Below are 22,214 nucleotides of genomic sequence, written 5' to 3' on the forward strand. Positions count from 1 at the left end.
CGACGGGCCAGCCAGCCGACCAGCCGGACGGGCGCGACGAGCGCCACGGTCCTCAGCGTCCCGACAGGAAGTCTTCCAGTGGCGGTCCCGCCGCCCGCGCGCCCGATTCGCCCTCTTCGACGAAGACGGCGACGGCGAGATCGCCCTGGAAGGCGATCATCCACCCGTGGGTTCCGGCTTCGTCGCCGCTCCCGTACTCTGCGGTCCCTGTCTTGGCGCCCACCGGCTCGCCGGGCACGTCTTGCAGGAACGAGGCACTCCCGTACTCCACAGCGGCGTACATCATCTTCTGCAGCTGCGCTGCTTCGCCCCCGGAGAGTGGCTCCGACGGGGCCGCCAACTCCTCGGAATCGGCGTCCGCGCTCGTGTCGTCATCCAGCAGGTGCGGCACGATTGCCTCCCCGGCAACAACGGACGCGGCCACCCCGGCCATGGCCAGCGGCGATGCGAGAACCTCTCCCTGGCCGATCATCGACGCCGCGTGCGACGTGCCCTCCGCCTCACGGGGCATCGAGCCGCCGAATGCCCCGATGTGCGACTGGTGTTCCAACCCGAATCCCAGGGCGGCGCCAGCGTCCACCAAGTCTTCCTGCGACACCTGATCACGCTCGCCCATCAGGGCCGTGTTGCACGATTCGGCAATCGCGGTCTCCAGCGAGATATCTCCCAACGCGCTGTCCGGGTAGCCGCTGTAGTTCCCGAACTCGCGCCCGTCGACGGTCAGTGTCGACGGGCACACCACCGTGCTCTCCCCATCCAAGCCGGCGCGCAGCAGTGCCAACGCGGTCACCATCTTGAACGTCGATCCCGGCGCGTACTGACCGGCCGTGGCCGTCGAGTACCCCTCGCCTCCGGGACCACTCGCCGCGGCCAGGATTCTGCTGGTCGACGGCTCGACCGCGACGATGGCGCTCGGCGGCCCCACGTCCGCGAGGACCGACTCGGCACGCTGTTGCAACCCGGCATCCAGCGTGATCGCCAGCGGCTCCCCCGGCTCGGGTTCCTGCTCGAACACGACGGAGGGTTCGGCATCGTCGTCCTCGGAAACGATCTCGACGCTCACCCCGGGCGTACCGCGCAGTTGCTCGTCGTAGGCCTGTTGCAGTCCGGAGAGCCCGACGACATCACCGGTCTGGATGTTCCCGTTCGATTCTTCGATGATCTCCGCTGTGGCTTTCCCCACGGTTCCCAGGAGCGGGCGTGCGAACTCGCGAGTGGGAGCGAGCGGTTGCATGTCGGGCAGCGCCACCGCGCCGTCGATCGCATCGATTTCGTCGAGCACCGGGGCCGCGTCGTCCTCGCGAAACGTGATCGCCTCGACGAACGCGCGCTCGCCGGTGGCTCGCACACGCTCTGCCAGCCTCTCGCCGTCGACGCCGACGAGTTCGGCCAGCTCCCGTGCCACGCTCACCATCTCGTCCTCGGTGGCGTCGTCGTCGAACCGTGTCTTGTCGACGCCAATGCGATAGACATCGCGCTCGGTCACCAGCGGCTCGCCGTCGGCTCCGATGATGTCGGCTCGTTCCGCCTGTTCGCGGTCCATCCTGAGACGATCGCCCGATTCAAGATCGGGATGGACGACGGCAGGAGTCCACTCGACCTGCCATGCCCCGGCGCCGTTCTCGCCATCCTCCACGAGCGACAGCCGTGCCGTGCTCGTGTAGGACCACCGGAGGTCGCCTCCGGCATCGTCGGAGCCATCGGGATCGTCGGCGGCATCCCCCGCGTTCTCGCCGTCCGCGGCGTCGCCAGAATCGTCAATGTCGCCAGAATCCTCGGCGTCCTCGGAATCGCCGGCGTTCTCCGTCGCGCCGTCCAGCGACCACTCGACGTCGAACGTGGCGGTGTACGCGTTCTCGTCCTCCACCGGTTCGAGATCGGTGACCTCGACCGAGCGCGGCACCTCCCCCATGTTGCCGACGACCTCCTCCAGCTCGGATTCGACGTCGTCCGGAGCCGCGTTCGTGAACGTGACATCGGCCGCACCGGTTTCCAGCGTGCGTGCCAGCGACTCCGCCACTGGATCCGGTTCGGGCGTCTCGTCACTGCATGCCGCGACGGCGAGCGCCAGGGACACGACTCCCGCCATCTGGACGAACCGACGGCGGCCCACTTCTCTTCCACGCTGATTCACGTCCACGACCCAACCATGTCCGCACTCGCCGGTCCAATACGGATATCAGTGCCGCTCGCTGACAATTTGGATATCGTTACTGGCTGTGGACCTCGTTCGACACCTCGAGTACTTCATCGCGATCGCTCACGAACGGCACTTCGGGCTTGCCGCACAACGTCTCGGCATCCGCCAGCCACCGCTGTCCCAAGGGCTCCGACGACTCGAATCAGAACTGGGAGTCCGCCTCTTCGAGCGGGACAGCCAATCGGTCACGGTCACCGATGCCGGCCAGGCACTCCTGCCTGCGGCACATCGCGTGCTCGACGAGGTCGAACAGCTCCGGTTGCTAGCGCGTCGCCAGGACACGTCGGTGCGCACACGCGTCGTCATCCGGGTGACGCCAGGCATGGGCGCGGGCCACTATGCGGCCCTCGTCGCCGCGTGTCACCGTGCCGCACCGGAGGCCGACGTCGACGTCACCGAACAGGCCAGCCCGGTACAGGTCGCGGAGCTCGCCGACGGCACCGCCGACCTGGGCCTGCTACGCGAACCCGTCGTAGCGCGCACCTTGCATTTCGGCGCCCGAATAGACCTGCCGCTCAACGCCGTCGTCCCCGGTGACCACCCCGTCGCAGGATCCGTACCCGTTCGGCTCCGTGACCTCGGCGGGAGCGGCCTGCTCGCGCCACCCCGAGAACATGCTCCCGCGGCACATGACGACCTCGTCGCTACCTGCGAGCGGCACGGGTTCCTGCCGGAAAACGTACGCGAGGTCACCGATGAACGGGCAGCGTGGGGCCTCGTGGCCTCGGGCGGCTACGTCGGCCTGACGACGGAGCAACCCGGCCGGTACGGCGGAGTCGATGTCGTCCCCATCGAGGGTGACGTGCTGGCCATGGCCGTTCGCCTGGCCTGGCTCGACGCGCTCAGCCCACCGGCCGAGGCGTTGCCAGCAGCCATTGCAGCGGCGTTGACCAGCCACAACGGTCACGTTCGCTCAGCCGACATACATCAGCCCCGTGCCGCCTCCGAACTCCCAGCACACCGCGACGCGCAGCACGTCGTGGACGGCAGGAAGCCGCGATGACCGGGACCACGGCCGACAGGATACAGCGCTGTTTCGACGACGCGGGCATACTCGGATCGGTACACGCGATCGCCTTGCACGACCACGGGGAGATCGGTGTGCTCTCCGACGAACCCGCCGTGCTCGCCTCTGTCTACAAGCTCCCGCTCGCCGTCGCGTATGCGCGCATGGTCGATGCCGGGCGGCTCGATCCGCGCGCCACCGTCATGCTCGACCCGGAGACTCGCACGCACGGCGCCACCGGCTTTGCAGCCATGACCGACCCGGTCACGGTCACGTGGCGAGACGCCGTTCGGTCGATGATGGCCGTCAGCGACAATGCCGCCGCCGACGCTCTGCTGGACGTCGTCGGTATCACACGGCTGGCTGATGTGCTCGATGATCTGGGCCTGGCCTCCACCCGCATCACCGGAGGCATCCGGGATCTCTACGCGTCCCTCGTCGACGACTGCGGCAGCACCTCTCTGGCAGACGCGATCACCCACGTGCGAGACCTGGACTCGCTGGCCGACCTCGCCACGTTCGATCCTGCCAATCCGCACAACAGCATCGGCACGTGTCGCGACATGACCCGCTTGCTGAGCTCCCTGTGGACCGATCGTGCCGCATCTCCGGAGCAGTGCGAGTTCCTCCGCACGATCATGGCCCAGCAAGTCTGGACGCAGCGGATATCCGCCGGCTTCCCGTTCGACGACGTCATCGTCGCAGGCAAGACCGGGACCTTTGTCGGCTTGCGACATGAAGCCGGTGTCGTTGAATACCCGAACGGCGAGGCCTACGCCGTTGCCGTGTTCACGACGTCCACCCGTGCACGCCTGATCCTCCCCGCCGCCGAGACCGCGATCGCTCAGGCAGCCAAACTGGCGGTCGCTCACCTCAGATGACTCCGTGGTGCCGCTATGGCTGGCCACGGACTTGCCCGCTGCCGTTCGATACCCAAGGATGCGAAAACCGCCCCTGGATCGGGGTATCTTTCGACTATCTGGGGCGGCGAATGCCGTAGGGTACGGAGCTCGGCGCGCCCCGTCACGACAGCCGTCGAACTTGACGGACGCCCGAAAGGCATTCCCATGCGCTTGTACTCCCGTGCTCTTCCGACCCGGATCGTCGCCGCTCTGTCCGGCTGCGCTATCGCCGGCGTGGCCCTCGTGTCCTGTGCCGACGACACCAACGACACCGGCGACACCGACATGGCCGATACGAGCGGCGAGACCGGCGGCGATGCCGACGAGCACACGCACGACGACGACGGCGAGCACGCGCACGACGATGATCACGCCGACGACCATGGAGGCGACGACTTCGGCCACGTCCACGGGCTCGGTGTCGACGGCGACACGCTCTACATCGCCACCCACCATGGGCTGTTCACCTGGGCGGACGGCGAGCTCACCAGGAGCAGCGAGGACGATCACGATTTCATGGGTTTCACCATGGTCGACGACACCACGTTCCTGGCCAGCGGGCATCCCAACAGCCGGGATGATCTGCCTGCGAACCTCGGCCTGCTCGAAAGCACCGACAACGGGCAGACGTGGGAGACGCTGTCCCTGTCCGGCGAGGTCGACTTCCACGCTCTCGATGCCAAGCATGACGTCATCTTCGGTTTCGACAGCGGCACCGCACAGCTCATGAGGAGTGACGACGGGGAGAACTGGGATTCACTCGGGCAGGTTCCGATGGCGGACTTGACGATCAGCCCCGACGAGCCCGACACCGTGCTCGTCACGACGGAGGACGGGCCACGTCGCAGCACGGATGCGGGCCAGAGCTTCGAACTCGTCGCTGACGGCGCGCACGTTCTGCTGCTGATCGACTGGCCACGTCCGGACGAACTGTACGGTGTCGGACCCCAAGGCGTGGTGCATCACAGCGCCGACGGCGGCGATTCGTGGGAGGAACGCGCCGACCTCGGTGAGCGTCCGCAAGCGATGACCGTTGCCCCGGATGGCTCGATTTATGTCGCTCTCCAGCGGTCGATCGTCGTCTCCGACGACGGCGGGGAGAGCTTCTCCGATGTCTACACCTGGTGACCAACCATCCGGGGTGACCTCTCGCCCGGCCTCGCCCGTACGCGGTATCAGGATTTCGTAACCTCCGCGACAGGACTCTTTATCGCGCCCTTCGAAGCGCGTATGTTAGCGCTAACACATTGCCGACATATCGAACGCCACGGCCGCACACCGTCGATGGAGAGGAGCGGTGGACATGTTCGAGGATCGCAAAGGAGGCACGGGGGACCGGATCGCGAGCCGCACGGGCGCCGCGATTCGCACGGGAGCGGCCGCTGCCATGGTGGTGGCCGCGGGATTGATCGCCGCACCGTCATCCGGAGCAGAACAGCCCGGCGAGCACGGCCACGACCGTGGGCACGGATGGGGCAAACCGCCCGCACCAACGATAGAGCGCGACGTATTCGGAACCCTGGAGGACGGTACCGAGGTCGAGATCTACACGCTGACCAATTCCCTCGGCATGGAGGTCACGGTCCTGACCTACGGCGGGATCCTGCAATCGATCAACGTCCCGGATCGCTGGGGCAACCTCGACAACGTGACCCTGGGGTTCGACAATCTCGACGACTACGTCGAGAACAACGATCCCTACTTCGGTGCCATCACCGGTCGCTACGCGAACCGGATCGCGGATGGGACGTTCACGCTGGACGGCGTCGAGTACGAGCTTGCCGTCAACGACCCGCCGAACCACCTGCACGGAGGCGAGGTGGGCTTCGACAAGCGGATCTGGGAGCCGACTGACACGTTCGAAGAACGCGATCGCGCAGGTATCGCGCTGTCGTATACGAGCCCGCACGGCGAAGAAGGCTACCCCGGCGAGCTCGACACGACGGTCACCTACACGCTGACCAACCAGAACGAGATCCAGATCGACTACCACGCGACGACCGACGCACCGACCGTGGCCAACCTGACCAATCACGCCTACTTCAACCTGGCGGGCGAGGGCAGCGGCAGCATCGAGGGGCACCGGCTGAAGCTGAACGCCAGCCACTACACGCCCGTCAGCGAGACGCTGATCCCCACCGGGGAGATCGCGCCGGTGGCCGGCACCCCGCTGGATTTCCGCACCCCCACGGCCATCGGTGACCGGATCCGGGACGATCATCAACAGCTGCGATACGGGCTCGGCTACGACCACAACTTCGTGCTCGACCGGAACGGCGACGGCCTGGAGCTGGCGGCACGGCTGCACGACCCGCGAAGCGGGCGGACCCTGTCGGTCCACACCACCGAACCCGGCATTCAGTTCTACTCGGGGAACTTCCTGGACGGCACGCTGGTCGGCACCGGCGGCAAGAGCTACCGGCAGGGCGACGGCCTGGCGCTGGAGACGCAACACTTCCCCGACTCGCCCAACCAGGACGAGTTCCCCTCGACCGTCCTCAGGCCCGGCGAGGTCTACGAGACCACCACGATCTACCAGTTCTCGCCCCGCAAACGCGGGCGCTGACGCCGGCGGCGGGGATAACCGCTGGTCCGTGAAAGGAGCCGATGATGACGATACGAATGCAGGCCGGACGGCGACCGGGGGCACGCCGTGGTGTGCGATCCGGGCTGGCCGTCTCCGCGGTGATCGCGCTGGTGGCGGCCTGTACGCCAGCCGACGAAACCGACGACACCCCAGACGGGGATGGTGAAGCCGCGGCCGACCAGGACGGTGAGGACGGTGAGGACGCGGCCGACCAGGACGGTGAGGACGGCGACGGCCCACCGATGGGTCAGGGCTGGTGCTCCGACGTCAGCATCGCCGCGTTTCCCGGAGGGGGCCAGGGCACGCCGTTCACCAACAACGTCCACAACGGCTACATGGCTGCCGCCGAGGACCTGGGGGCGGACGTGACCTACTTCTTCTCCGAATGGAGCGAGGAGCAGATGGTCCAGCAGTTCCGGGAGGCCATGGCCCTGGACCCCGACGGTATGGCGGTCATGGGCCACCCGGGCGAGGAGGCCATGGGGCCGCTCATCGACGAGGCCTACGAGCAGGGCATCCAGGTCACGGTCGTCAATGTCGAATTGCCCGAGTCCCAGGAGGAGTACGGGCCGCAGGGCACCGGATACGTCGGCGCGTCAAACTACGACGCGGGCCGGCGCCTCGCCGAAGAGGCCGTCGAACGTGCGGAAGCCGAGTCCGGAGACGAAGCCTTCGTGTGGGGGCTGCTCTCCCAGGAAGGCCGGGGCGAGCGGACCGAGGGCGTCGTCGACGGCTTCGAGGACGCCGGGCTGGAGGTCGTGTACCAGGAAATCGACCAGGCCACCAACGCCGACGCGCCGGCCGGAACGCCGACGTTCACCGGTGTGATGGCGTCGAACCCGGACATCTCCATCGTGGTGACCGACCACGGTGACCTGACCGCCACGGCCCAGACCTATATGGAAGCGGCGGATCTGGACCAAGACGATGTGTACTTCGCCGGATTCGATCTGAACCCGGCCTCGGTCGATGCGATCCAGAGCGGCTATCTCGACCTGCTGATCGACCAGCAGCCCTTCCTGCAGGGCTACCTGCCGATCCTGCAGATCTGCCTGACCCAGACATACGGATTCTCCGGCCTGTTCGTCGATACGGCGGGCTCGTTCATCGACGCGGACAACGTCGATGCCATCGAAGATCTGGCGATGCAGGACATCCGATAGCGCGCAGGACGGGAGGTGCTGAATGGACGAGACCGCGCCGGTGGTGATGGAGCTGCACAACGTCTCGAAGACGTTCGGCGAGGTCCAGGCACTGCGCGACGTGAACTTTCACGTGCGGCAGGGCGAGATCGTCGGCTTGCTCGGCGACAACGGATCCGGCAAATCGACCATGGTCAAGATGATGATGGGATATCACCAGCCAGATCCCGGTGGTGAGGTCCGGTTCGACGATGAGCCGGTGCGGGGCTGGTCCGTGGCCAAGGCTCGATCGCTGGGAATCGAGACGGTGTACCAGGAACGCGCGCTGGCCGATCTGCAGTCGGTGTGGCGGAACATGTTCATGGGCCGGGAGCCGGTCAACCGGTTCGGCCTGCTCGACACCCGCCGGATGCGTCGCGAAGCGGCAGCCCTCATGAAAGGGCACATGGGATTCACCTCCGGCGCGGTCCACCCGGACAACGTCGTACAGACGATGTCCGGAGGCGAGAAGCAGGGCGTGGCGATTACCCGGGCGCTGCACTTTCACGCCCGGCTGGTCCTGCTGGACGAGCCGACGATGGGCCTGTCGCTGTCCGAGACGCAGAAGACGCTGGACTTCGTCCGGTCCATCAAGGAGGCCGGGCACTCGGCCGTACTGATCGATCACAACATCAACCACGTCTACCCGGTGGTCGACCGGCTGGTCGTGCTCGATCGGGGCAGCATCGCGGGCGAGTTCTCACCGTCGGAGATCACTCTCGATGAGCTGACGGATCGCCTGCGCACCGTCGCGCGGACCGGACAGATGGAGGAGTGACATGGCGAAGACCGATATCCCGCCGTCGGTGGACGAACATCCCGCCGTCGACGCAGTACCCCGCATCAGCGCCCGGCTGTTCTTGCGTCGCCATGCGCTGACGACGGGCACGGTCGTCATCGCCATCCTGATGTGGACCATCTTCGTCACGGCAGCACCGGACGTGTTCCTCAGTTCGTCGATCTACAACGCCTTCGCCACCACGACACCGCTGTGGGGCATGATGGCGCTGGCGTTGACCTTCGTCGTGATCACCAGGGAGATGGACCTGTCGTTCGTCTCGGTGATGGCGCTGGGCATGGTCGGGTTCACCCGCGTGTTCGACTGGACCGGGAATGTCTTTCTCGCGATCCTGGCGTGCCTGATAGTCGGGCTGGCCTGCGGATGCTTCAACGGGTTCCTCGTGGCGATCCTCGGAATACCGTCCCTGGTCATCACCCTCGGGACGATGTTCTTCTTCCGCGGCATCGAGATGGTCCTGCTGGACGGCAGTGGCGTCGCGCTCACCGGCGACGAGTTCACCGGGCTGCGCAACGCCCTGAACGGGCAGACGGCCGGCATACCCAACGAGATGGTGTGGATGGTGGTGATCGGCGTCGTGCTGTGGCTGGTCCTCAACCGCACCCGGTTCGGCGCCCATCTGTTCGTCGTCGGCGACAACGCCGACAGTGCCCGGATGATGGGGGTGCGAGTGGCGCGGGTGAAGATCGCCGCGTTCGGCACCCTGGGCGTGGTCGCGGCGTTCAGCGGCCTGGTGGCCAGCATGCAGTCGTCCTACCTCTGGCCCACGCTTGGCGAGGGGTCGCTGCTGCTACCCATCGCCGCCGTGTTCCTCGGCGGCACCTCGGTGTTCGGCGGAATCGGCACCGTCTTCGGGTCGTTCCTCGGAGCGCTCATGGTGGGCTCGATCCAGGCCGGTGTCATCAGCGCCGGCATGGACGGCTTCTACACGCAGCTCTTCTTCGGCATGGTGATCATCATCTCTCTGGTGCTGCAAACCTTGATCAGCCGGCGAATGCGACATTGACGCGACGACGTTGCCTCCCCCTCTCCCGCTGATCATGAACACTAAGCGACCACATAGGTCGCTTAGTGTTCATGATCAGCGGAGGGGCGGGCGGTCTGCACGCACCACCGGAACCGGCGACGTCAGCCGCGCATCATCGAGACCAGCTTCTCAAGAGCCGACGCGTGCGAACCTCGCCAGTAGAGCTGGTGGCATCCAGCACAGCGCACGATCGTGTCCCGCTCCACGCGGGTCGCCGGTGGCAGCCGATGCAGGACGTCATCCTTGTCCACGTGCTCCAGCACACCGTTGCACCGGGCACATCTGGTGAACGGGGCGAGACGATCGGCGAGATCGAAGCGCCGGGCCACCTCGACGGCCTGGTCCGGCGGGTGCATGGACCGGACGAGGTAGCCGTGGACCACGCGGCGGCGCATGAGCAGCCTCCGGTCGCGGGTCAGCAGCCATCGCCGTTCTGCCGCCGATGTCGCCGCCAGGGCGTGGTCGCTGGCGTCCGTACTGTACGTCGCGTCGAAGCCAGCCAGGCGTAACAGCCCGGCCAGGCGGCCCAGGTGAACGTCGAGCACGAAGCGTGGCTGCGCGGGCGGTTCGGGCCGGACACGCGTGGCGGACGCGACGTCGATGGCGTGAAACCGCGGGTACACGGCGACACGCTGGCCAGGGGACAGCAGGTAGTCGAACCCGACGCTCGTGGAGTCCACCACCAGGAGGTCCACCTCGGTGTGCGGGACACCACAGGATTCGATCGCGTCCTTGACCGACCTCGGCTCGCCCACCGGAACGGACACCAGCCCGGCACCGCCGCGACGCGCTGCAATCTCCGCCAGGTCGCCATAGAACCGGATGTCCACGCTCGTGACATCCATATGCACACCGTACGCACTGACAAGGCGGCTGCGCGAGGGGCAGCCGGGGTCGCCACAAGCTCACTTGTTGGGTCTGTGGAACGTCCAGAGCCCTCGATGTGCGACTGGACGTTCCACAGACCCAAGAAGTCACCGCTCCAGCTGCCGCGGACCTCACAACTTGCCGCCGTGGTGTCTACGACGTGTAGGCTCGAATTACATGTGCGGACTCTCTGGTGAGTACACGTTCGACGGTCGCCACGCCGATCTCGCGGCGGTCGCGCAGATGTGCGACGCGATGGTGGCACGCGGTCCGGATGATTATGGCGCCTTCGCTCACGGGCCGCTCGCGTTCGGCCACCGCCGGTTGTCGATCATCGATCTCACCTCGCACGGTCACCAGCCCATGGTCGATTCCGAGCTCGGCCTGACCATCGCCTTCAACGGCTGCATCTACAACTACAAGGAACTACGCGAGGATCTGGCCCGGGCCGGGTACCGGTTCTTCTCCACGTCGGACACCGAGGTGGTGGCCAAGGCCTATCACCGGTGGGGAGCGAACTTCGTCGACCACTTCCAGGGCATGTTCGCCGTCGCGATCCACGAACGCGACACGGGCCGGCTGATCCTGGCCCGGGACCGCCTCGGCATCAAGCCGCTCTACGTCACCGAGAACTCGCGCCGTATCCGCTTTGCCAGCAGCCTGCCGGCGCTGGTGCGCGCCGGCGGGGTCGACACCGACATCGATCCGGTGGCCCTGCACCACTACCTGTCCTGGCACGCCGTCGTTCCGGCGCCGCACACGATCCTCAAGGGGGTGCGCAAGCTTCCGCCGGCCACGGTGCGCACCATCGAGCCCGACGGAACCAGCCACGATCACACCTACTGGGATCTCACCGCCGTACGCGACCCGCAGAAGGCCGGCTGGAGCGAGACCGACTGGGAAGAGGCCATCCTCGAATCGCTCCGGGTCGCGGTCCGCCGCCGTCTTGTCGCCGATGTCCCCGTGGGCGTGCTGCTCTCCGGCGGGCTCGATTCCAGCCTCGTCGTCGGCCTGCTCGCCGAGGAAGGCCAGCACGGGATCAACACGTTCAGCATCGGGTTCGAAGCGGTCGGTGGCGAGGAGGGCGACGAGTTCAAGTACTCCGATGTCGTCGCCCGCGAGTTCGGCACGGAACACCACCAGATCCGTATCCCCACCGAGCGGATGCTCCCGGCGCTGGATGACGCCATCCGCGCCATGAGCGAGCCGATGGTCAGCCACGACGCCGTTGCCTTCTTCCTGCTCAGCGAGGAAGTCAGCAAGCATGTCAAGGTGGTCCAGTCCGGGCAGGGCGCCGACGAGGTATTCGCCGGCTACCACTGGTATCCGCCGCTGCTCGGTGCCGGCCGCGACGACGCCGTCGACGTCTACACCAGGGCGTTCTTCGACCGCGATCACGCCGGCATGCGTGACGTCGTGCGTCCCGAACACCGTGCCGGCTCGCCCGTGAGCCTGGAGTTCGTGGAAGAGCACATGAAGCGCCCCGGCGCCGAGACCGCCGTCGACGCCGCCCTGCGGCTCGACACGCAGATCATGCTCGTCGACGACCCGGTGAAGCGGGTCGACAACATGACCATGGCTTGGGGACTCGAAGCCCGGGTCCCGTTCCTCGACCACGAACTCGTCGAGCTGGCCGCGCAGTGCCCACCGGAGCTCAAACTCGCCCAGGAAGGCAAGGGCGTGCTCAAGGAAGCCGGCCGGCGCGTGCTGCCCAACGAGGTCATCGACCGGCCCAAGGGGTACTTCCCGGTGCCGGCGTTGAAGTATCTCCAGGGCCCCTACCTCGAACGGGTTCGAGACGCCCTGCACGCGCCAGCAGCCCGCGAGCGCGGCCTGTTCAACGAGACCTATGTCAACTACCTGCTGGACAACCCGAATTCCGAGCTGACACCGCTTCGGGGAAACCGGCTGTGGCAGCTCGGCTTGCTCGAGATGTGGCTACAGACCCACCTCCCGGAGAACAGGTAACGCCCAGTGACCGACGCTCGGCGCAGAGGCGGGAACGAACCGCGCCGCCCGCTGTGGACCAGACCCTGGCAAGAGGCACCGGAGCACCTGGTCCGGGATATGCGACGCAATGTCGCTCTCGATTGCGGGTGGGGGCGGCTGATCCTCGCGCAGACCTTCGACAACGACGACGACATCATCGACCTCCTACGTGCTGAAGAAGAGGGCCGCCGGGACATCGCCATGTACGTGCCGGACCCGCACGTGCTCGTCTCCCGGGCCCCGGACGAGCTGTTCATCGATCCGTCGATGACGTACCGGCTGGAGCTGCACCACTACCGCCCGCGCCGCGAGCTCATCCCGGATGTCGTGGTCAGCACCATGGCCGACGCCAGCGACGCCGAGGAGGTCAACCGGATCTATGCGGCCCGGCACATGGTTCCCGCCGATCCGGAGCTGATGTGGTCGAATCAGCGCACCCGCACGTTCACCTACCTGATCGCGAAAGACGAGCACACCGGAGCGGTGATCGGCACCGTGACGGGCGTCGATCACGTCCTGGCGTTCGACGATCCGGACCGCGGCACCAGCCTGTGGTGCCTGGCCGTCGATCCGCAGACGCCGATTCCCGGCGTCGGCGAGGCCCTGGTCCGTGCCCTCGCCGAGCGCTACATCGGCCGCGGACGGGACCACCTGGATCTGTCGGTCATGCACGACAACGACCCCGCAATCCGGCTGTACAAGAAGCTGGGTTTCCGGCGGGTGCCGGTCTTCGCGGTCAAGCGGAAGAACATCATCAACGAACCGCTGTTCGTGCCCGAGCCCGAGGCCGGCCTCTCCGATCTCAACCCGTACGCGACCATCATCGCCGACGAGGCGCGCCGGCGCGGCATCCTCGTCGAGGTACTTGACCCGGCGTGGGGCGAGATGCGCCTCGTACACAGCGGGCGCAAGATCGTGACGCGGGAGTCGCTTTCCGAGTTGACCACGGCGGTGGCCATGAGCCGCTGCGACGACAAGCGCGTCACCCGCCGCATCTTCGGCGACGCCGGCCTGAAGCTTCCCCGGGGGAAGAACGCCACCGACGACGCCTCCAACGAGGCCTTCCTCAGCCAGGTGGGCGAGGTCGTCGTCAAGCCGGCTCGAGGTGAGCAGGGCCGGGGCATCACCGTCGGGGTACGCGACGCCGCGTCGCTGCGCCAGGCCGTCGAGCTCGCCCGCGCCTTCTGTCCCGACGTCCTGATCGAGGAGTGTGTCGAGGGCGAGGACCTGCGTATCGTCGTCATCGGGCACAGTGTCGTGGCTGCGGCGGTGCGCAAGCCGGCCACGGTGATCGGAACCGGGCGGCACACCATCAGGCAGCTCATCGAGCGGCACAGCCGGCGGCGCTCGGCCGCCACGGGTGGCGAGTCGGCGGTCCCCCTGGACGAGCTCACCTCCGACACGGTCGAGTCGGCGGGATACACGCTGGACGACGTCCTCCCCGAAGGCACATCGTTGCAGGTCCGTCGCACGGCGAACCTGCACACCGGCGGCACCATCCACGACGTTACGGCCGAGTTGCACCCCGATCTGGCCGATGCGGCTGTCGCTGCCAGCCAGGCCATCGACATTCCGGTCACCGGCCTCGACATGATCGTTCCTGCCGTTGACGGGCCGGACTACGTGCTCATCGAGGCCAACGAGCGTCCCGGCCTGGCCAACCACGAACCCCAGCCCACGGCTGCCAAGTTCATCGACCTTCTCTTCCCCGAGACGCGTGCCACCCCCAGTGCCTGGCAGCCACCGCCACACTCCGAGCGAGCCGAGTAGGCTGATCACCCGGTCGTCGCCGGTCACGGATAGGATGGGTGTCGAACGTCGTGGTCGGCGCGGCGCGTGCACCCCCCGGGAGTCCGCCTGACGGGTCGGCGAACCAGGTGTGCGAACCTTGAAGCCATGGACCGCCTCAAGATCGACGAAGACTACCTGCGCGACGTCATGCTGGAGCTCCTGCGCACTCCCAGCCCGTCCGGCCGTACGGACGCGGTGATGCAGATCATCGGTGATCATCTCGCCGATCTGGGTGTCCCGATGCGGTTGACTCGCCGCGGCGTGCTGCGCAGCACGCTCGCCGGTGAGACCGACGACACCAGCCGCGCCGTGGCGGTTCACGCCGACACCATCGGCTGCATGGTCAAGCGACTCAAGGAGAACGGGCGGCTGGAGGTCGTGCCGATCGGCACTCACAGCGCCCGGTTCGCCGAAGGCGCACAGGTCACCGTCTTCGTCGACGATCTCACCCAGATCTATACCGGTACCGTGCTGCCGCTGAAGTCCAGCGGGCACAATTTCGGCGACGACGTCGACACGCAGGGCGTGGGTTGGCACCAGGTGGAAATCCGGATCGACGAGCCCGTGACCACCCGCCAGGACCTCATCGACCTTGGCATCCAAGTCGGCGATTTCGTCGCGCTGGACGCGGCACCGCAGATCGTCCGCAACGGCTTCATCAAGTCCCGCCATCTCGACGACAAGGCCGGCGTGGCCGCGTGTCTGGCTGCCGTCAAGGCGCTACGCGACCACGGTGCCCTCCTGCCGGTCACGGCATACTTGCTGGTCACCATCGGCGAGGAGGTCGGAATGGGTGCCACCCACGGCCTCGACGAGAACGTGGCCGAGCTCGTCGCTGTCGACAACGCCGTCGTCAGCGATGGTCAGGAGTCGCGGGAGGACACCGTCAACATCGGCATGCTCGATTCCACCGGCCCCTTCGACTACCACCTGACCCGGCGGCTCATCTCGCTCTGCGAGCAGCACCAGGTGCCCTATCGGCGCGACGTCTACCGCTTCTACCGTTCCGACGCGGCACCGGCCATCGAGTCCGGGCTGGAGTGCCGCGCCGCCCTGGTCGGCTTCGGTGTGGATTCCAGCCACGGCCACGAGCGCACACACCTCGACGGGCTGCGCCGGCTGGCCGAACTGCTGACCATCTATCTCTCCAGCCCGCTCACGTTCGGCGAGTGGGACGAGGGACCGACCGGCAAGCTGGAAGACTTCCCCAGCCACAGCGTTCAGCCCGCCGAGCCCGAGCCGGAGCACACACCCGGCCGCCACGGCTGAACCGGTGCGCTGCCGGCGACTCGAGCGGGCACCGTCGGCGCCGGCAGCTCGCACCCTACCTGCCGGCACCTTCCGGCCACGGGCTCACGTCTCTCCGCGGTCCCGCCGTTCCGCGGCGTGTTTGGCCTTGACGGTGGCCGCGTAGACGTCCACGTACTCCTGGCCGGAAAGCTGCATCAGCGCATACATCACCTCGTCGGTGACCGAACGAAGGACGTAGCGGTCGGTCTCCATGCCTTCGTAGCGGCTGAAGTCGAGCGGCTTGCCGAAACGGACTCCCGGACGCATCCGCTTGGGAATGAGCCTGCCTGCGGGCTGCATCTCGGCCGTGCCGATCATCGCGACGGGAATGACGGGAACCTTCGCCTCGAGCGCCAGGCGGGCGACGCCCGTCTTGCCCCGGTAGAGGCGACCGTCGGGCGAGCGCGTGCCTTCGGGATAGATCCCCAGCAACTCTCCCTCCCGGAGGACTCGCTCCGCGCTGCGCATCGCCTGCTCGCTCGCGCGACCGCCGGATCGGTCCACGGGCAGGTTGCCGGTACGGGAGAAGAAGAAACGCTTGAACCACCCTTTGACCCCGGATTCGGTGAAATAGTCGCTCTTCGCCCAGAACGTCACCTTGCGGTCAAGAACGAGTGGCATGAAGAAAGAGTCGACCACGGTGAGGTGGTTACCAGCGAGAATGGCCGGACCTTCCGTCGGCACGTTCTCCACACCCTCGGCCCACGGCCGGTAGTAGACCCGCAGCAGAGGGCCGAGCAAGACCTTCTTGAGCAGCCAATAGAGCACGCCCGAACACTACAACGACGGCGACCGCGCCGCGCCACCCCGGGCGCTCACCGCTCGCACAAGACACCGGGCCCGGGCCAATGGGCGGCAAACATGGGACGATGGTCACCATGAGGGAACACCTCGTGTATCCATGGTGGGTAACGTCCCGGTCAGCGCCCGAACGCGAGTTCCCGGCGGAATACCAGCACCCGATGCGGCGTCGTCTCGGGAAAGGAGGTGGCATTCGCCGATGAGTACCGGACGCGACGACGACCAAACCTGGTCCGAGCTCGTCGAGGCCTTTCACGCCGAACCAGACCCCGACGACGCCCAACGACGCTGGCCCGAGGCCGAGGATCTCGATCCTGATGACGTGGACACCGGCCCGACGAATACCTATCCGGGCGCGTCACACACCTGGGGTGAGAACGCCACCGACGATCCAGTAGAGGGCCAGCCAGGCGACGACACCCCCGCCGCAGCCCGGCCGTGGCGCGCCACGCCACAGGAGCCCGCAGGTACCCAGCTTAGCGACGACGATCATTTCGTTCCTCCGGCGCCACCTCCCCTCCCCCGTGGTGACCGCGTATCGCGGTGGGCATGGACCGGGCTGATCGCCGCACCGTCAGTGCTCCTGCTATCCGCCATCCTGCAGTGGACTCCACCGGACCAGCTCATGCTCGTCCTCGTCGGCGGCTTCATCGCCGGGTTCGTCACGCTGGTGGCGCGCATGCGTGGCCGCAATCCGCACGATCCCGACGACGGCGCCGTGGTCTAAACGCGACGGTCCTGGCAACGCGGGCAGGCCGACCCCGGTATGTCGGTACGTCTATGTCGGTACGTCGCCGATGCGGTCAGCCCGGCAGGAGAAGATCCACCACGACGGGACGGTGGCCGTGCGCTCCGGCCCCGCGCGGCGGGTCGGCGACCCGGTAGGACACGAGCTCCGCTGGTCCGCGCACGAACACCCCGTCCATGCGGTTCGCCCGGCCATTCGAATAACGGGTGGGTGTGGGATCCCCCGCCCCGGCGTCGGCATACTGTGTGGCCAGCCGCGACCAGGTGGAACCGTGTGGGGTCTCGTTGACATCACCCGCGATCACCGCCACCGGTTCCCGGGACGTGCCCGTGATACCCGCGAGCACACCGCCCGGCGCGGCGGCACGATGCACAATTCCGGTGATCTCCGTAACATGGCGCGCTCGTTCGGCGGCGTCGAGTCCCAGGTGCATGGCCAGGACACAGAAGCCGATTCCGCCCTTGCTCAGCACGGCGAGGACCGCGCCGCGCTTGCGCAGGCCGGGCGTTGGTTGCAGGCGCGACTCCCGCACGTCGCGGACGTCGATTCGCGCAGCGGTCAACATGGCCGTGCCGCCGGTCGTCCCGCCGCCCGCGGTGTAGAGGAGATGCGAACGCCGCGCGAGAGCCGCACATCGGTCCCGCCACGCCAGCCGGCGCGGGGCCTCCTGCAGGCACACCACGTCGGCGTCCAGCTCGCGCAACAGTGCCCCGACGGCGGCGACCTCGCGTGAGCCGCGCATACCGATACCGCGCGAGCCGCGCATGTTGTACGTGACGATCCGCACGGGTGTCACCAGGCCGGTCTCCATCTCAGAGGCGGGCGAGGTCAGCGGCACCGACGATTCCGGCATCGTTGCCCAGCGTGGCGAAGCGCACGGTGGCGTGTGGCCGGTGCGCTCCTCCAGTCACGCTACGCCGCATCGCCTCGTTCGTCGGCTCCAGCAGCATGTCGCCCGCCTCGGCAACGCCACCCCCGAGGACGAAGGTCGCGGGATCGAACACGGCGATCAGCGACCCCATGGCCTCGCCCAGCCAGCGTCCGAGGTCGGCGATGAGCTCACGAGCCAGCTCGTCGCCGTCGTTCGCGGCAGCGGTGACCATGGGTCCAGTGATGTTGCCGGGGTCACCCGCCGCCATCTCCAGCAGACGCTCCGCCGATCCGGAGAAGGTCACGGCCGCGCTGGTAGCCGCCGACTGGGCGTTGCGCACCAACGCCGTGCCACTGGCGTAGGCCTCCAGGCAGCCGCGTAACCCGCATCCGCACAGCTGGCCATCCGGCACCATGCGCAGGTGGCCCAGCTCGCCAGCGATTCCGTTCGCCCCGCGGTAGAGCGCGCCATCCTTGACCACGGCCCCACCGACACCGGTACCGATGGTGAGCAACACCATGTCCTCGACATCGGAGGCCGCGCCAAAGCGGAACTCCCCCCATGCGGCGGAATTCGCGTCGTTCTCCACGACGACCGGCAACCCGGTCGCATCCTCCACGCGATCCCTGAGATCCAGATCACGCCAGGCCAGGTTCGGCGCGAACATCACGCGCGAACGCCCGGCGTCGACGAACCCCGCCGACCCGACGCCAACGACGCCGATCTCGTGTTCTGCCGCCAGCTCCCGGGTCACGTCGATGATCGCGCCGACGATGCCGGAGACATCCTGGGATGGCGTATCCCGCCGCGTACGGGCGACGATGTCACCCTTCTGGTCGACGACACCGGCCGCGATCTTGGTTCCGCCAACGTCTACGCCTATGCTGTTGCTCACTCGGCCGACCCGCTCTCCACCCGCTTCTTCAGCTCTTTCAGTGCCGTGTCGATGATGACCTTCTCGGCTTTGCGTTTCATCATCCCGAGCATGGGAATGGCCACATCCACGGTTAGCTGGTAGGTAACGTCTGTCGTGGAATCTGACTCGACCAGCCGGTACGAGCCTTCCATCGCCTTGATCAAGGAGCCTTCGACCAGACTCCACCGAACCTCGTCGTCACCATCCCATTCGTAGGACAGGATGTACGTGTCCTTGATGGGGCCCGCGTCCAGCACGAACCTCGCCCGCTCCGGACGGCCGTCGTCACCCACGCTCAACACCTCGACCGAGCGCATCGACGTCGTCCACTCCGGGTATGCCTCCAGGTCGGCGATCACCTCCATCACGTCGGCCGCCGGCGCGGCGATCGTGATGCTCGACGTGGTCTGTGCAGCCATGAGGCCAACCCTAGATGATGGACTCGCCGCTGCCGCGCTCCGCCGCTGCCGCGCGCGAGGTGCCCGGAGCACGGTCGCGTTCCACCTCGTCTTTCAGGGCATGGATATGCCGTTTGAACGACGTCACATACGCACGGCGTATCCGTGCCGGATCCGGACGGCGGAGCCCGAACCAGCGGCGCGTGCCCGCTACCGGATCGGCACGCAAGAACCAGTGGACGACGACACCATCACGCCACGGCTCCAGCCAGATCTCGGCACTACCGGCCAGCTCACCTGACACTGACCACTGCATGCCTTCGGATCCCCGATCTTTGGTAACTGTGAGTTGTAACCGGGGCCACCACTCGCGCCATACCGCCGGATCCGCGAAATACTTGGCCAGGACCATCGGTGAAACGACGAGGAACGTCTCGTCCATAACGTCGACGGCAGGAGGGACCATGAGCCCCTAGACTATCTGCCAGGATCGTCCAGGGTGTGACGAACATTTGCCTCACACCCCGTTTCAACACGCCATTACCGATCAACATAGGGCACACTTAACCGCTGTGAGCGTTCTTACGTCGGACCCCGCTGTGGCCCAGCGTCATTGGCGAGCGCTCGCCGTAGCCCGCCCGGGGATGCTGGCGCTGGTCGTCGCGCTGACGGGGTCAGCGAGCAACATCGTCGACGACTGGTGGTGGCTCGGCGCCCTGGCGCTGGTCGCGCTTGCCGCCGCCGTGGCCGAGCGAATGCAGCCGCCGTCGCGGTTGCGGGCGGCTGCCGAGATGGCTCTCGCCTCGATCGTCGTCGGGCTCGGGTTTCCGGATGCCTACCTCGCCCTGCCCTACCTGCTGCTTCCCGCCTTCGCCGGTGGGCTCGCCGGTGGTGCGGTCGGGGCGATCATCACCACGATCATCGCGGCCTTGGGACTGGCCGCGGGCGACATCCTCGCCCGCAATGCGCTACTCGATCTCGGTTCGATGGGCAGCCTCGCCGCCTGGCTGGTGATCGTCTTCGTCACCGGAGCCATCGGAGCATGGCTGATCCGGCAGGAGAACGCACAAGCCGCCGACAGTGAACGCTACGCAGCGGCATACCGCCTGCTGTCCGAACTCCGCGTAGTTTCGCGCCGGCTGTCCGGCGGCCTCGACCCGGTCACCCTGGCAGAGGGCATCCTCGACCGTGTCGGCGCCGGCCTCGACGTCCGCCGCTCGGCCCTCCTCGTCCGCCGCGAGGGTGGTGTGCTGTTCCCGCTGGCCGAACGGGGTGGCGACGACGGCTGGGTGGCGGGAGCCGAACGGGATCCCGTCGTCCTCGACGCCTGGACCAACGAGGTCCCGGCCTGGGCTCCCGCAGGTCGGCGCGGGCATCGCGTCGTACTTCCGCTGCGCGTGGGCTCCCGCACCATCGGGGCCGTCGTTGCCGACGTCCCGGACCAGGCGTTGCCCGATGATCTCAACGAGCTGGCGCGATCGACCGACGAGGGCGCCGTCCGCCTCGAGACGGCGCTGCTCTTCGACGAGGTTCGCGAGCTCGCCACCCGCGAGGAACGCCAACGGCTGGCTCGGGAGATCCACGACGGCATCGCGCAGGAGCTGGCCTCCCTCGGATACCTGGTGGACGATCTACTGGCCCGTACCACCAACGCCGATACCGCGTCGCTGGCCACCACGCTGCGAAGGGAACTCACCCGGATCGTCACCGAGCTTCGCCACTCGGTCTTCGATTTGCGAAGTGACCTCGATCGGGAGGCTGGACTGGGTGACACGCTGGCAGGATATGCCCGCCAGATCGGCACGCAGGCCAAACTCAAGGTTCACCTCTCCAACCAGGAAGCTCAAGAACGGCTACGTCCCGAAGTCGAAGCAGAACTGCTTCGCATCGGCCAAGAAGCCATCACCAACGTGCGTAAACACGCAAAAGCCCGTAATCTGTGGGTTACCGTCAACGTCAACCCGCCGTCGGCACACATCCGGGTCGCCGACGACGGTATTGGGTTGCGACAGCGCCCGAGCAACCACTACGGGCTGGACATCATGGCCGAGCGCGCCAAACGCATCGGAGCCACGTTGATGATCGAAGACGCACCCGAAGGGGGTACGGCTGTTGGCGTGTCCCTGGGTCCCGACTACGAAGAGGGGTAATCCGTGCCTGTGACGGTCATGCTGGTCGATGATCACGAGCTGATCCGGCAAGGTCTGCGCCGGGCGTTCGAGCGTGACGCGGAGTTTCAGGTCGTAGGTGAAGCAGCGTCGCTCGCAGACGCCCGCCGGATCGCCGAGACCGGAAAGCCGGATGTGGCGGTGATCGACGTCCGCTTGCCCGACGGAAGCGGGCTCGAACTCGCGCAGAGCCTACGGGCGTCCCGTCCCGAGGTAGGGTTGGTCATCCTCACGATGTATGCCGGGGACGATCAACTGTTTGCCGCCCTGGATGCCGGTGCGTCGGCGTTCGTACCGAAGAGTGCTCCCAGCGATGACGTCGTTGCGGCCGCGCGGCACGCGGCGGCGCGCCCGTCGTCGTTCATCGCCGCGGATCTGGCCGAGGCGATGCATCGCAAGCTGAACCCTTCCGGCCCGCAGCTGACCCGGCGGGAACGGGAGGTCCTCGGCCTGCTCGCCGACGGGCTCGGCGTGTCCAACATCGCCCGCAAGCTCTATATCAGCGAGTCCACGACCAAGACCCACGTATCCAAGCTCTACGAAAAGCTCGGGGCGGCGAACCGCGCACAAGCCATCATGGCCGCCGTTCGCGCCGGCCTGCTCGACGACAGCGCGACCAGTACCTGATGCAGCGGGCGTGACGGATGCAGCGGAGGTAACGAGGCAACCACGT

At 67.1% G+C, this 22,214-nt stretch carries 20 protein-coding genes; 13 read left to right on the forward strand and 7 right to left on the reverse strand.

From position 1 onward, the window contains the following. Positions 1-52 precede the first annotated feature (52 nt). A complete protein-coding gene (locus DPM12_RS16995; protein ID WP_123788496.1) occupies positions 53-2,089 on the reverse strand; it encodes a penicillin-binding transpeptidase domain-containing protein in 2,037 nt (678 codons plus the stop codon). 130 nt (positions 2,090-2,219) lie between these two features. On the opposite strand from DPM12_RS16995, the gene DPM12_RS17000 reads away from it, so the two are divergent. The 7 genes from DPM12_RS17000 (at position 2,220) to DPM12_RS17030 (ending at position 9,681) form a co-directional block, all read left to right on the forward strand. Then, entirely contained in the window at positions 2,220-3,203 is a 984-nt protein-coding gene (locus DPM12_RS17000; RefSeq protein ID WP_112259539.1) for a LysR family transcriptional regulator, read from the forward strand. Next, positions 3,200-4,087 carry a serine hydrolase gene (locus DPM12_RS17005; protein WP_112259540.1) on the forward strand — a complete coding sequence of 296 codons (888 nt, stop codon included), beginning with the start codon at positions 3,200-3,202 and terminating at the stop codon, positions 4,085-4,087. The genes DPM12_RS17000 and DPM12_RS17005 overlap by 4 nt, the downstream gene beginning before the upstream one ends. A gap of 186 nt (positions 4,088-4,273) precedes the next feature. Then, a complete protein-coding gene (locus DPM12_RS17010; RefSeq protein WP_112259541.1) occupies positions 4,274-5,236 on the forward strand; it encodes a F510_1955 family glycosylhydrolase in 963 nt (320 codons plus the stop codon). 175 nt (positions 5,237-5,411) lie between these two features. Continuing rightward, positions 5,412-6,674: an aldose epimerase family protein gene (locus DPM12_RS17015; RefSeq protein WP_211659078.1), complete on the forward strand. Its 1,263-nt coding sequence runs from the start codon at positions 5,412-5,414 to the stop codon at positions 6,672-6,674. 44 nt (positions 6,675-6,718) lie between these two features. Then, positions 6,719-7,858 carry a sugar ABC transporter substrate-binding protein gene (locus DPM12_RS17020; protein WP_158542931.1) on the forward strand — a complete coding sequence of 380 codons (1,140 nt, stop codon included), beginning with the start codon at positions 6,719-6,721 and terminating at the stop codon, positions 7,856-7,858. A gap of 22 nt (positions 7,859-7,880) precedes the next feature. Further along, complete coding sequence (locus DPM12_RS17025) at positions 7,881-8,654, forward strand: ATP-binding cassette domain-containing protein (RefSeq protein WP_112259543.1); 774 nt, start codon at positions 7,881-7,883, stop codon at positions 8,652-8,654. Between the two features lies 1 nt (position 8,655). After that, positions 8,656-9,681, forward strand: coding sequence for an ABC transporter permease (locus DPM12_RS17030; RefSeq protein WP_112259544.1), 1,026 nt, complete (start codon positions 8,656-8,658; stop codon positions 9,679-9,681). Between the two features lie 122 nt (positions 9,682-9,803). Here the strand turns inward: DPM12_RS17030 and DPM12_RS17035 are convergent, their stop codons facing one another. Further along, on the reverse strand, positions 9,804-10,547 hold the full coding sequence (locus tag DPM12_RS17035; RefSeq protein WP_112259545.1) for a Mut7-C RNAse domain-containing protein: 744 nt from the start codon (positions 10,545-10,547) through the stop codon (positions 9,804-9,806). A 199-nt stretch (positions 10,548-10,746) separates the two neighbouring features. Between DPM12_RS17035 and DPM12_RS17040 the strand changes: the two genes are divergently transcribed. From DPM12_RS17040 to DPM12_RS17050, 3 genes are all read left to right on the forward strand, one after another. Further along, positions 10,747-12,537, forward strand: coding sequence for an N-acetylglutaminylglutamine amidotransferase (locus DPM12_RS17040; protein ID WP_112259546.1), 1,791 nt, complete (start codon positions 10,747-10,749; stop codon positions 12,535-12,537). Positions 12,538-12,588: 51 nt separating this feature from the next. Continuing rightward, the gene (ngg, locus tag DPM12_RS17045) at positions 12,589-14,328 is read left to right on the forward strand and encodes an N-acetylglutaminylglutamine synthetase (protein ID WP_342778806.1); all 1,740 of its coding nucleotides are present in this window, start codon (positions 12,589-12,591) and stop codon (positions 14,326-14,328) included. A gap of 126 nt (positions 14,329-14,454) precedes the next feature. Continuing rightward, the gene (locus DPM12_RS17050) at positions 14,455-15,618 is read left to right on the forward strand and encodes an osmoprotectant NAGGN system M42 family peptidase (RefSeq protein WP_112259548.1); all 1,164 of its coding nucleotides are present in this window, start codon (positions 14,455-14,457) and stop codon (positions 15,616-15,618) included. 84 nt (positions 15,619-15,702) lie between these two features. On the opposite strand, the gene DPM12_RS17055 is transcribed toward DPM12_RS17050, so the two are convergent. Further along, entirely contained in the window at positions 15,703-16,407 is a 705-nt protein-coding gene (locus tag DPM12_RS17055) for a lysophospholipid acyltransferase family protein (RefSeq protein ID WP_112259549.1), read from the reverse strand. A gap of 232 nt (positions 16,408-16,639) precedes the next feature. Between DPM12_RS17055 and DPM12_RS17060 the strand changes: the two genes are divergently transcribed. After that, complete coding sequence (locus DPM12_RS17060) at positions 16,640-17,167, forward strand: hypothetical protein (RefSeq protein ID WP_112259550.1); 528 nt, start codon at positions 16,640-16,642, stop codon at positions 17,165-17,167. A gap of 76 nt (positions 17,168-17,243) precedes the next feature. On the opposite strand, the gene DPM12_RS17065 is transcribed toward DPM12_RS17060, so the two are convergent. From DPM12_RS17065 to DPM12_RS17080, 4 genes are read right to left on the reverse strand one after another with little or no spacing between them, the layout of a single operon-like run. Next, entirely contained in the window at positions 17,244-18,041 is a 798-nt protein-coding gene (locus DPM12_RS17065; protein WP_112259551.1) for an endonuclease/exonuclease/phosphatase family protein, read from the reverse strand. Further along, a complete protein-coding gene (locus tag DPM12_RS17070) occupies positions 18,001-18,954 on the reverse strand; it encodes an ROK family glucokinase (RefSeq protein WP_112259552.1) in 954 nt (317 codons plus the stop codon). The genes DPM12_RS17065 and DPM12_RS17070 overlap by 41 nt, the downstream gene beginning before the upstream one ends. After that, positions 18,951-19,394, reverse strand: coding sequence for an SRPBCC family protein (locus tag DPM12_RS17075; RefSeq protein WP_112259553.1), 444 nt, complete (start codon positions 19,392-19,394; stop codon positions 18,951-18,953). Before DPM12_RS17075 ends, DPM12_RS17070 begins: the two co-directional genes overlap by 4 nt. Positions 19,395-19,404: 10 nt before the next feature. Beyond that, positions 19,405-19,839 (reverse strand): polyketide cyclase / dehydrase and lipid transport, encoded by a 435-nt coding sequence (locus tag DPM12_RS17080; RefSeq protein WP_112259554.1) that lies wholly within the window; start codon positions 19,837-19,839, stop codon positions 19,405-19,407. A 106-nt stretch (positions 19,840-19,945) separates the two neighbouring features. Between DPM12_RS17080 and DPM12_RS17085 the strand changes: the two genes are divergently transcribed. Both DPM12_RS17085 and DPM12_RS17090 read left to right on the forward strand, forming a co-directional pair. Next, the gene (locus tag DPM12_RS17085) at positions 19,946-21,523 is read left to right on the forward strand and encodes a sensor histidine kinase (protein WP_123788497.1); all 1,578 of its coding nucleotides are present in this window, start codon (positions 19,946-19,948) and stop codon (positions 21,521-21,523) included. A gap of 18 nt (positions 21,524-21,541) precedes the next feature. Next, complete coding sequence (locus DPM12_RS17090; RefSeq protein ID WP_112259592.1) at positions 21,542-22,168, forward strand: response regulator transcription factor; 627 nt, start codon at positions 21,542-21,544, stop codon at positions 22,166-22,168. Positions 22,169-22,214 lie beyond the last annotated feature (46 nt).

This window comes from Phytoactinopolyspora halophila (assembly GCF_003287285.1).
Lineage (GTDB): Bacteria > Actinomycetota > Actinomycetes > Jiangellales > Jiangellaceae > Phytoactinopolyspora_A > Phytoactinopolyspora_A halophila.

What these genes read in the sequence shown, in the direction of transcription:
- DPM12_RS17020 (WP_158542931.1), top strand. Translation starts at nt 6,719, where the DNA reads ATGACGATACGAATGCAGGCCGGACGGCGACCGGGGGCACGCCGTGGT.
- DPM12_RS17080 (WP_112259554.1), bottom strand. Translation starts at nt 19,839, where the DNA reads ATGGTCCCTCCTGCCGTCGACGTTATGGACGAGACGTTCCTCGTCGTT.
- DPM12_RS17015 (WP_211659078.1), top strand. Translation starts at nt 5,412, where the DNA reads ATGTTCGAGGATCGCAAAGGAGGCACGGGGGACCGGATCGCGAGCCGC.
- DPM12_RS17050 (WP_112259548.1), top strand. Translation starts at nt 14,455, where the DNA reads ATGGACCGCCTCAAGATCGACGAAGACTACCTGCGCGACGTCATGCTG.
- DPM12_RS17025 (WP_112259543.1), top strand. Translation starts at nt 7,881, where the DNA reads ATGGACGAGACCGCGCCGGTGGTGATGGAGCTGCACAACGTCTCGAAG.
- DPM12_RS17035 (WP_112259545.1), bottom strand. Translation starts at nt 10,547, where the DNA reads ATGGATGTCACGAGCGTGGACATCCGGTTCTATGGCGACCTGGCGGAG.
- DPM12_RS17005 (WP_112259540.1), top strand. Translation starts at nt 3,200, where the DNA reads ATGACCGGGACCACGGCCGACAGGATACAGCGCTGTTTCGACGACGCG.
- DPM12_RS17030 (WP_112259544.1), top strand. Translation starts at nt 8,656, where the DNA reads ATGGCGAAGACCGATATCCCGCCGTCGGTGGACGAACATCCCGCCGTC.
- DPM12_RS17065 (WP_112259551.1), bottom strand. Translation starts at nt 18,041, where the DNA reads ATGCCGGAATCGTCGGTGCCGCTGACCTCGCCCGCCTCTGAGATGGAG.
- DPM12_RS17075 (WP_112259553.1), bottom strand. Translation starts at nt 19,394, where the DNA reads ATGGCTGCACAGACCACGTCGAGCATCACGATCGCCGCGCCGGCGGCC.
- DPM12_RS16995 (WP_123788496.1), bottom strand. Translation starts at nt 2,089, where the DNA reads ATGGCGGGAGTCGTGTCCCTGGCGCTCGCCGTCGCGGCATGCAGTGAC.
- DPM12_RS17060 (WP_112259550.1), top strand. Translation starts at nt 16,640, where the DNA reads ATGAGTACCGGACGCGACGACGACCAAACCTGGTCCGAGCTCGTCGAG.
- DPM12_RS17090 (WP_112259592.1), top strand. Translation starts at nt 21,542, where the DNA reads ATGCTGGTCGATGATCACGAGCTGATCCGGCAAGGTCTGCGCCGGGCG.
- DPM12_RS17010 (WP_112259541.1), top strand. Translation starts at nt 4,274, where the DNA reads ATGCGCTTGTACTCCCGTGCTCTTCCGACCCGGATCGTCGCCGCTCTG.
- DPM12_RS17040 (WP_112259546.1), top strand. Translation starts at nt 10,747, where the DNA reads ATGTGCGGACTCTCTGGTGAGTACACGTTCGACGGTCGCCACGCCGAT.